Here is an 8,858-nt window from a genome sequence, read left to right on the forward strand (position 1 = left end):
GCCAATAGGTGTACTCACATGATGGAAGAGATAATTATTAAACAGTCTAAGCAGCAGGATCTGCTTAGGAGTCTTGATCCAAATGAGCTTCCTGTATATACAAAACGTTTTTCCGATGAGGATTTGGAAGCGCAGCAATTGAAGTATACAGAGGTTACAGATGTGATACATTTTTTCATGGACACGTTTCTTTCTACGATTTCAGGTGACCCGTTCCTAATCGCCATAACGGATAGTAATGGCTATATTTTAGGGTTCCAAGGTGATCCCTCGATTATAAGCACTATAAGGCAGTTAGGTATTGTAGAGGGTGTACAATTTAATGAAGAGCTTGGTATCAATTCGATTGACCTATGTCTTCGATATAAGCAGCCCATTCAAATACTAGGCGATGTTCACCATCATAAAGTTCTGCATGATCTAGCTTGTTGCTCCGTTCCTCTGCTAAACAAAAATAACGAAGAAGTGATCGGGTCTATTACATTAATGATGGATATTCGCTTTGCTCATCCTCATATGCGCGCACTCTTATGTACCATTGTTGACTCGATCGAACGGGAGCTTTTATTGCGGAAACAGAATACCCAGCTTCAGATATTGAATCAAGTACTGCTCGAAACCAATTATTATGGGGTTATTGTTACGGATGAGCTGGGAACAATTATTGAAATGAACGAAAATAGCATTAAGGTTTTGTGTGAGGGTAACCCGGACAGATTGGGCTGTCTGGGTTTTAGTGTATTTGAATTAGACCCTATTGGCCATTATTTTGAACGTGTTATTAAACATAACGAACAATGCGTTGGGGTAGAACTCTCCTTTCCACTCCACGATTTAACTCGTTATTATATCCTAGATGTGGTGCCGATCTATTGTAGTGAGCATACCCTTATTCGGGTTGCAGGAAGTCTACGTGACATTACGGATATGAAGACAGCGGAAGAAATGATGCGCAATACTGAGAAACTCATCGTTGCAGGGCAGCTCGCGGTTAGTATTGCGCACGAAATTCGAAATCCACTTACAACAGTCAAAGGTATGTTTCAATTGTCTAGCAAGCAGAATAATTCTATTCACTACGATTTAATTATGTCTGAATTGGATAGAATGAATGCCATCGTAAGTGAGTTTTTAATTTTAGGAAAGCCTCAGCCCGAAAGATTTAGAACTGAGCCATGCTTACCTATCTTAGATGAGGTACTGAGTATTTTTGAAATGCAGGCTAGTATGAATGGCATTACCATTAATTACTCTAAAATTTCTAATGGTCTGACCATTCGTTGTGATCGTAATCAGATTAAGCAGGTTTTCCTGAATGTATTGAAAAATGCGATGGATGCAATGCCTTATGGAGGCAGTATAGATATACAATTAGATGTAAAAGATGGCCATCAACTCATTCGGTTCATTGATAATGGCGAAGGTATGACGGATAAAGTATTACAGCGAATCGGAGAACCATTTCATACCACTAAACCGGATGGTAATGGCTTAGGCATGATGATMGTAAGAGAGATTATGAATTCACACAAAGGAAATTTGATTATTAAGAGTAAGGTAGGCGTTGGAACGACAGTGGATATCTCCCTGCCAGGCTTGTAAACTATCATTTCCCCGCTATTTGAGCATTTGTTTTCACAATGACAGTCGCAATTTGCTGCTCATAAGCATACATTTTTTGCTTTTGCGCAATAATTTGACGCTGAAGCGAGATTAGTCTGATAAAGGAACTGAGCGTAGCGGTTGAATCGCCTTTTCTAGCAACCTGATTAATGACATTAACCTCGGTTGAAAAATGTTTTTTAGTGCTGCTTACTGATCCTTTTTCCGCTTTAATCTTCACTTTAAGGGGATCAATGCCCGCTAGTATATCCTTTGTCTTCTTCATCGCATTAGCGGTTTCTTCTTTAGCAGTTCTATAAATGGCTTCTTTGTTGCGAATATCTAGTTTAGCAACTTGAACGGCTACCTTTACCGTTTCAACCTGTGGGGCTAGAAGGCTGATTAAGGTTTTGTTCTTGATCGACCTTGCTACTTTTAGCTGCTGATTCAAAGTATCATAGGTGTTGAATAGCGGGTCATACTTTTTCTTTGCTTGCTCCACTTCAGCCGCGAGCTTAAGCAGCTTTGGGGCATCAATCTCTTTGATTTTTTTACGCGCTAACAGAACGGCTTCTTCATTTTGGTAATGAAGTTCATTAATAGTCGTATCCCAATTAATATCTTGCTTCTGAAGATTTTTCAGCTCAGCATATTGCTGGGTTAGCTTATCAGCCGTTGTTTTATTAGCGGCGGCTGTCATTTTGTCGAATGCAGTTTTAGCAGTAATCGTGAAATCAAAGGATGCGGCGAGTGCGGTGATAGGGCTGCTGACAATCAATAAGATGATAAACAGTGATACAAGCAGCTTTAGCTTTTGGACGGGATACATAATGAACTAGGCCTCCTCAATGTAACGGCAAATAACACGAAAAAAAGCACCTGCAAGATAGGCGTAGTACGCCATCTCTTACGGGTGCTTCCATCGTAAGCCGTTCATATTCAACTAATTTATACCAATATACAGGATGATGCCTGAAAGAGTCAAGTGGCTGATAGGCTATTTGTCAGCGCTGCCTTGGCATACTCATCAGGCGTTTTTCCGATAATGGCTTTAAAGTCTTTAATGAAATGCGATTGATCGTAATAGCCAAGCTCGGAGGACAATGTTAGCCAATCCTGCTGCTTCCCGGTATCCATAGTCTCAGCTGCATTTTGGAGCCGATAGAGCTTGATTACCCACTTAGGGCTCACACCAACATACTGACTAAACAAGCGTTGGAGCCTTCTTGTGTTCATATTAAACTGTTCACTTATATGCTCTACTTTCGTCATGTCATGATTCCTATGAATATGATCTAAAATTTCATTGACCAGTACGACTTGATCATCCGGAATCGGAAGCTTCTGCATGAACAAAGCTTCTGCCATAGCAATCATGTTAGCCGAATCATTTTCAGAGAGAATTTTTTGTGAGAAAGTTAAGGGATCGGTATCAAAAACAGTGTCGATGTTTATAGACTGATCGGTAAGTGTGGAAAGAGGCGATTTGATGAATGGATAAAAGCCGCCTGGCTTAAATTTGACGCCAAAAACTTTTCCTTTACCTTGAATTTGCTTTGTATACTTGCTGCTGGACACGCCGTAAATACCGCTTCTATGCGCTTCAATAACCATATTGACACAAGGGTTTGGGAGGACGTCCTGCAAATAAGGAGCTTGTCCTTCTAAATTCCAGTTTATAATCCAGAAATGCCTGATAAATGGACTGAGTGCCGCGGTGGGAGCAAAGCGCTCGAGCTGAAACTTTTTCTCCCCTTCGTTTAATTGCAAAATACCCATACTTGGCTTTGAACTAGTTGATTGCATAATAAATCACTCCTGTCACTTGGATTGTCGTGTTTTTACAATACCAACCATTGGACCTTAAGATACACTGATCATAGCAAGAGTTAAGAGACTCAGCAATGAAAATTGATCGTATAATAATAGAAGGAGTGACTTGAACATGGAATTAAAATATGAGTTTTATATTGGTGGAACGCCCGAGCAAGTATGGCATGCATTGGTATCGCCTGAGGGCACAAAGCAAATATTTTTTGGATGCGTGATTGATTCTACCTTTGAAGTAGGAAGCTCGTATGCGTATGTCGGTCCTGGGTCTGATGGGGATGAAACGGTCCATGTTTATGGTACTATTCTAGCTTATGAGCCTCAGCAATTGTTCACCGTCCTTGAACACCCGGGTCCTTCTTATTATGAAAACCATAAGGAGCTGGAGTCGAAAATTACCTTTACGCTGGAAACAGTGGGGGCAACTACAAAGCTAACCTTGATCAATAATCAATTTTCTGAAAATCATCCTTCAATCCAGAAAGCAAATAGCAGTTGGTGGATCATTTTAAATAATGTTAAGACCTATGTTGAAACGGGTAAGACACTTGATTTTGGGTGGTAAAATAGGGAAAACTTTTAATGACATCAGCTGCTGCTGGTGTTTTTTATTTTGGGGCGGCAAGGTGTTTCTTTGAATTTTACTACTTTTTTATGAGCATAAGGTTGATCTGATCAATGGAGTTGCTATGAAAGATTCCCTTTGCAACGCTAATTCTTTATACTATATAAAAAGGACAGGCGGCATACGTCTGCGACAACGGATAGGAGAGAAAACGTATGGGATACAAAATTGTTTTTTTTGACATCGACGGCACATTAATTAATGAGAATAAGGAAATTCCTGCGGATACGATTAAAGCTATTGCAGAGCTGAAGGAAAAAGGTGTCGAGCCAGTTATTGCAACAGGCAGAGCACCTTACTTTATTAAACCACTAGCCGAGCAGCTTGGCATTGAATCCTTTGTATGCTTGAATGGTGCTTATGTTGTTTACAAGGGAACACCGCTTTATAAACGAGAAATAGCTAAGAGCAGTCTTGAAGCTCTTGTGAAAGTAGCAGCGGAGCATGATCATGGCCTTGTATTTGAAGGGGAGCACAGCTTCTTTGCCGATAGAGAGGATCATCCCTTCATTATTGACGCTGTCAATTCGTTGAAGGTTGATTTGCCTGGCTACAATCCTGAGTTTTGGAAGACAGACAGCATTTATCAAGTGTTCCTTCACTGTGAAAGTAACGACGAGCATTTGTACGATAATCTGCTATCCGAGCTGAAGTTGATTCGCTGGCATGCACAGGCGATCGATGTACTCCCGGCGGGCGGATCGAAGGCACAAGGGATTGAAGCGCTGCTTAAGGAGCTAGGGCTTACACCTGCAGATGCAGTTGCATTTGGTGATGGACTTAACGACAAGGAAATGCTGGATGTGGTGGGGTTTGGTGTTGCGATGGGCAATTCACACCCGGATCTGCTTCCATTTGCCGACTATGTAACCACGCATGTGGATGAGCAAGGCATTCGTAATGGTTTGGTTAAAGCGGGCCTTCTTTAGTTTAGAGTGGAGATGGGAAGTGTGATGACAAGCCCGACTTTTGACGTCGACCATCTCGTCGACCAACTGGTAACTTACAATCGCCTATCTAAGTCAGAGTAAGCGGAAGCGGAAGAACATAGAATCTTCTCCATTTGCTGCTTTTTCTAAGCCCGACTAGTTTCAATATTTGCAATTAATGGAGTGTGAGGAAGGGTTAGCTGCGATTTAGTTTCAGGGGATGAACTTAATTGCTAGGTTAGCTCGATCCGCACCCTTCTTCAGGTGATTTAGCTATATATTCTGAAACTAAATCATCTTTATTTTCATAATAACTCTCTTTAGTTTTACATTTTGAAACTAATTTAACATTGCCTCCAAGCTGCCAGAGATGAATATATACTTTCTCAGCGATATCTTTTTGATCAATAGAAGAATAGTCGAGACTACTCTTTTTTCCTTGTCATTCTTTAATATTGTACTTAAATGCAAAGCTGACAGCACATATTGTGATGTCGGCTTTTTCTCATTATTCTGTTGGTGTCCAGCCATATTGATGTGTAGGCTTATATTTGCACTAGATATAGGATAATTATGTAACTTTTAATCAGGCAATCTCGTAGAAGCATACTGGTTAAGTCATAACGAAGGGCGGATTTTACATAATGATAGAAGATAATAAAACCATGAAGGTAGCTGATCATGTTCTGCGTGTTGCGATTGAGGAGKCCGGTTATGAGGAAGATAAGCCGATCATTCGTCAAGTAGAGCTGCAAGTGGCACCGGGGGAGCTAGTGGGCTTAATAGGCCCGAATGGGGCTGGCAAGAGTACAACGATTAAAACAATTCTCGGTCTCATGCCGCATGTAAAAGGTGAGATTGAAATTGGCGGTAAAAATAAACGTTATGCCTATGTGCCAGAGCAGCCGCTCTTTTATGAATATTTAACGCTATGGGAGCATTTGAGGCTGGCTGCATCTGCATTTGGAATGGGAGAGAGTCAGTTTGAAACGAAAGCGGAAGATTTGCTTGAGCGTTTCAGACTGACCGAGGAAAAGCATAACTATCCCGTTCGTTTTTCCAAGGGCATGCAGCAAAAGCTTATGCTTATTATTGCGTTCCTGCTGGAGCCGGACATCTATATCGTGGATGAGCCGTTTGTAGGTCTCGACCCACGTGCGACAACCGACTTCCTTACGCTGCTGGATAGTGAGCGGGAGCGTGGTGCCGGCATACTCATGTCTACACATATTTTGGATACCGCCGAGCGCATTTGTAAGAGCTTTGTGCTTATCAATAATGGTTCAATCGTTGCAAAAGGCTCGCTTGCGCAAGTAAGAGTTGATGCGGGATGCTCGAAGGAAGCCACATTATTCGAATGCTTTCACGCATTGACTTAGGAGGATGCACAAGATGATCACACCTAGTCAGCTGTTTAGAATTCGATTGAAACGCAATGGCAAAGAACAGTTTAGAGCGTGGACAAGTGTATTGGATTGGACGGTTTGGGTTTATCTGCTTATTCCGGGGCTCTTTATTTCCGGAGGTCTCTACAGAGAGCTATGGATGGATATGGCTGATTGGGCAGATCAAATACCGTGGACTATTTTATATCCCATCGTACTGTTTATAATACTAATGTTTGGCAGACTGCGTATATTTGTAGAAGAAGCGGAACGATTATTTCTGCTACAGCATTTGCACTGGCTGCAAGTAATAAAGCGGTGGGGCATTCTATATATGCTAGTATCAAAAGCCGTTATTCTATTGCTTCCATTTGTGGTTCTGCTGCCGTTTCTATGGAAGGTTGAACGACTATCTCTGCAGCAGTTTATTTTGGCCTATACATTCACTCTATTAATTGGTCTAGCAATGTCGCTGGGCTCTCATTTACTGGTTGGAAGGTTCAAAGGCTGGCGGAAGTGGGTAGTGGAATCTGTATTTTTGATTCTATTTGGAGCGGTTTATTTCATTCCTATGTTTGCTGGGGCAAACAATAGTGGTTTACTGGTCATTTCAATTATTGGCGCAATGTTGCTATTTATCGTTCTATTATATTTCACTTTACGTGCAAGCATACAGTTTGAAGCAGAGGTTAAAAATGAAAGTGAGGCGCGTTTGCGCAGCACAGAATTATTGATGAGCCAGGTTATTGAGTCGAAAAGACTGATCAGCTTCAGACGGCCGATTGTATTTCGTCGTTCGCAGCGCTTATTTCGAAAGTCAGATCCTAGTACGATGCTTGCAGAAATGAGATTAAAAGCTTTTCTCCGAGGCTTCACTCATATACGTGTATGGATTGGCTTTATTTCGGCCTCCGCATTCGCGGTTAATATGGTGCCAGCGCCTATAGCTGCGTTCTTGCTAATATCCCTTCCGATGATAGGGAGTTCATGGCTGCACCTGCAATGGAGGCAATGGTTCACAGAGCCCTTTATTGCACAATTTCCGTGGTCGGAGGAAGATGAGAAGAGAGCCGTGGTATTGTCACGCTTCTGGCTGCTGCTGCCCGCAATGGCAATATGGTCCGCGGTCTTTGGCTTTAAGCTAGCTGGTTTATGGACGGTGCTTCCAGCAGCAGTGATTTGTTGTGTTGTTTTGTATGGAGTGAATCGCTTTGCGCTCCGGGCGAAAGCCTGATTGAATGATAGTTAGTAGTTAAAGCGGACTGCTTTAAAAGGGATTTATGAAGTGAGAGTAAAGTAACAAACCCAGTACCGGCGCGGTACTGGGTTATTTTTTACAGAAACTCTATTTGTTTTGCAAGGCTCTCCTAAAGGTGGTGGGTAATTTGAAAAACGATCTATAAATTTGCGTTTCCTGTCTTAGAAATTGTAAACCATGTATCTCCACTTATCGGAACATACTTCTGCTCCAGTACAATTCGAAAGATTTTACTGCCCCAGCTGGATACGAGCTTGCTGTCTGTCAACGGGATTTCTTCTATTTCAATGTTAAAGCTGCTCGTATCAAATTTCATTTGTACAACATCGCTATCGGATAAGAATGAAATACCATCTCCAGTATGTTGTACTTCACAAGGAGTTATAAAGTGATGCAGCAAGCTTTTATGCTGTTCTAGCTCATAACGATCATGGATGATGATCTTTTGTGCCTGCCGGTCGAGGGATGCATGACGCATATAGTGTTTGATCATGGCTTCTGCTTCATACGATTTGCTAATGTCCATCGACAGGCTGGCTATTTGTTCAGTTACACGATAACAGACCTGTTCTGCGTAGTATTCAGCCCCCTCGTGCTGCATCACTCCATTGATGGTTGGCAAATTGTGATATTGGGACTGCATGGTCCAAATATCGTAGCGTTTTTCGCCGAAAAACTCTCTACGATAAACCTCTACCCCGATATCAATGAGTATTGGACGGGCATTATAAAAGACGACATAATTTCCAACATCATTATGATTATGACTGTCTCCATTGCTTCCGCCTTTGACGCAGAGGAACAGACCTTTATCCGGCTCCTCGGTCTCTCGTGCTACCATAATGCCCAGACTTTCAATATAGGCTTCCGTTTCAAATTTAACTGACTTTGCTTTTTTCAGCATGCTGTGGGAATGACCAATTGAGGACAGTGCTCTTGAGAGAGAGTGTGTAGGGAAAGTTTTGTTGTCCAATTGGTACTTAAAACAATGCGCTCCAAAGTCCACTAGCCGCATATCGTTCATCTGTATGCCAGCGGTATAAATAATCTCTGCAGCAGGATTGTACTTTGCACTTCCATCCGCAAAATTTACGACATAATCCTTACCAATATACAGCTTGCGTATATAGTCGGTAAAATGGCGAAGCTTTGGCTCCTGATAGATTTCAATTAAACCGTCAGTCGCATAATCGACCAGGGCTAGTCCTTCTAACAGCATACCGCAGGAT

At 41.8% G+C, this 8,858-nt stretch carries 8 protein-coding genes; 5 read left to right on the plus strand and 3 right to left on the minus strand.

What is annotated here, in order from left to right; all coding sequences use genetic code 11:
- Positions 1-1,602, plus strand: a 1,602-nt coding sequence (locus AC1DWN_RS21170; RefSeq protein ID WP_477560886.1) for an ATP-binding protein, incomplete at its 5' end; no start/stop codon positions are given.
- Between the two features lie 4 nt (positions 1,603-1,606).
- Here AC1DWN_RS21170 and AC1DWN_RS21175 read toward each other — a convergent pair.
- Together AC1DWN_RS21175 and AC1DWN_RS21180 are read right to left on the minus strand one after the other, a co-directional pair.
- A complete protein-coding gene (locus AC1DWN_RS21175) occupies positions 1,607-2,431 on the minus strand; it encodes a hypothetical protein (protein WP_477560887.1) in 825 nt (274 codons plus the stop codon).
- Positions 2,432-2,583: 152 nt separating this feature from the next.
- Entirely contained in the window at positions 2,584-3,408 is an 825-nt protein-coding gene (locus tag AC1DWN_RS21180) for a DUF6597 domain-containing transcriptional factor (protein ID WP_477560888.1), read from the minus strand.
- A gap of 139 nt (positions 3,409-3,547) precedes the next feature.
- Here AC1DWN_RS21180 and AC1DWN_RS21185 point away from each other — a divergent pair, with 139 nt between their 5' ends.
- The 4 genes from AC1DWN_RS21185 to AC1DWN_RS21200 all read left to right on the plus strand — a co-directional run bounded on the left by AC1DWN_RS21185 (position 3,548) and on the right by AC1DWN_RS21200 (position 7,605).
- Entirely contained in the window at positions 3,548-3,997 is a 450-nt protein-coding gene (locus AC1DWN_RS21185) for an SRPBCC family protein (RefSeq protein ID WP_477560889.1), read from the plus strand.
- Positions 3,998-4,212: 215 nt separating this feature from the next.
- Positions 4,213-4,986 (plus strand): Cof-type HAD-IIB family hydrolase, encoded by a 774-nt coding sequence (locus tag AC1DWN_RS21190; RefSeq protein ID WP_477560890.1) that lies wholly within the window; start codon positions 4,213-4,215, stop codon positions 4,984-4,986.
- A 644-nt stretch (positions 4,987-5,630) separates the two neighbouring features.
- Entirely contained in the window at positions 5,631-6,365 is a 735-nt protein-coding gene (locus tag AC1DWN_RS21195) for an ABC transporter ATP-binding protein (RefSeq protein WP_477560891.1), read from the plus strand.
- Between the two features lie 13 nt (positions 6,366-6,378).
- Positions 6,379-7,605, plus strand: coding sequence for an ABC transporter permease (locus AC1DWN_RS21200; protein WP_477560892.1), 1,227 nt, complete (start codon positions 6,379-6,381; stop codon positions 7,603-7,605).
- A gap of 163 nt (positions 7,606-7,768) precedes the next feature.
- Here AC1DWN_RS21200 and AC1DWN_RS21205 read toward each other — a convergent pair.
- The coding region (locus AC1DWN_RS21205; protein WP_477560893.1) for a heparinase II/III domain-containing protein at positions 7,769-8,858 on the minus strand (1,090 nt) is incomplete at its 5' end.

This window comes from Paenibacillus sp. P4_A7, from assembly GCF_056402455.1.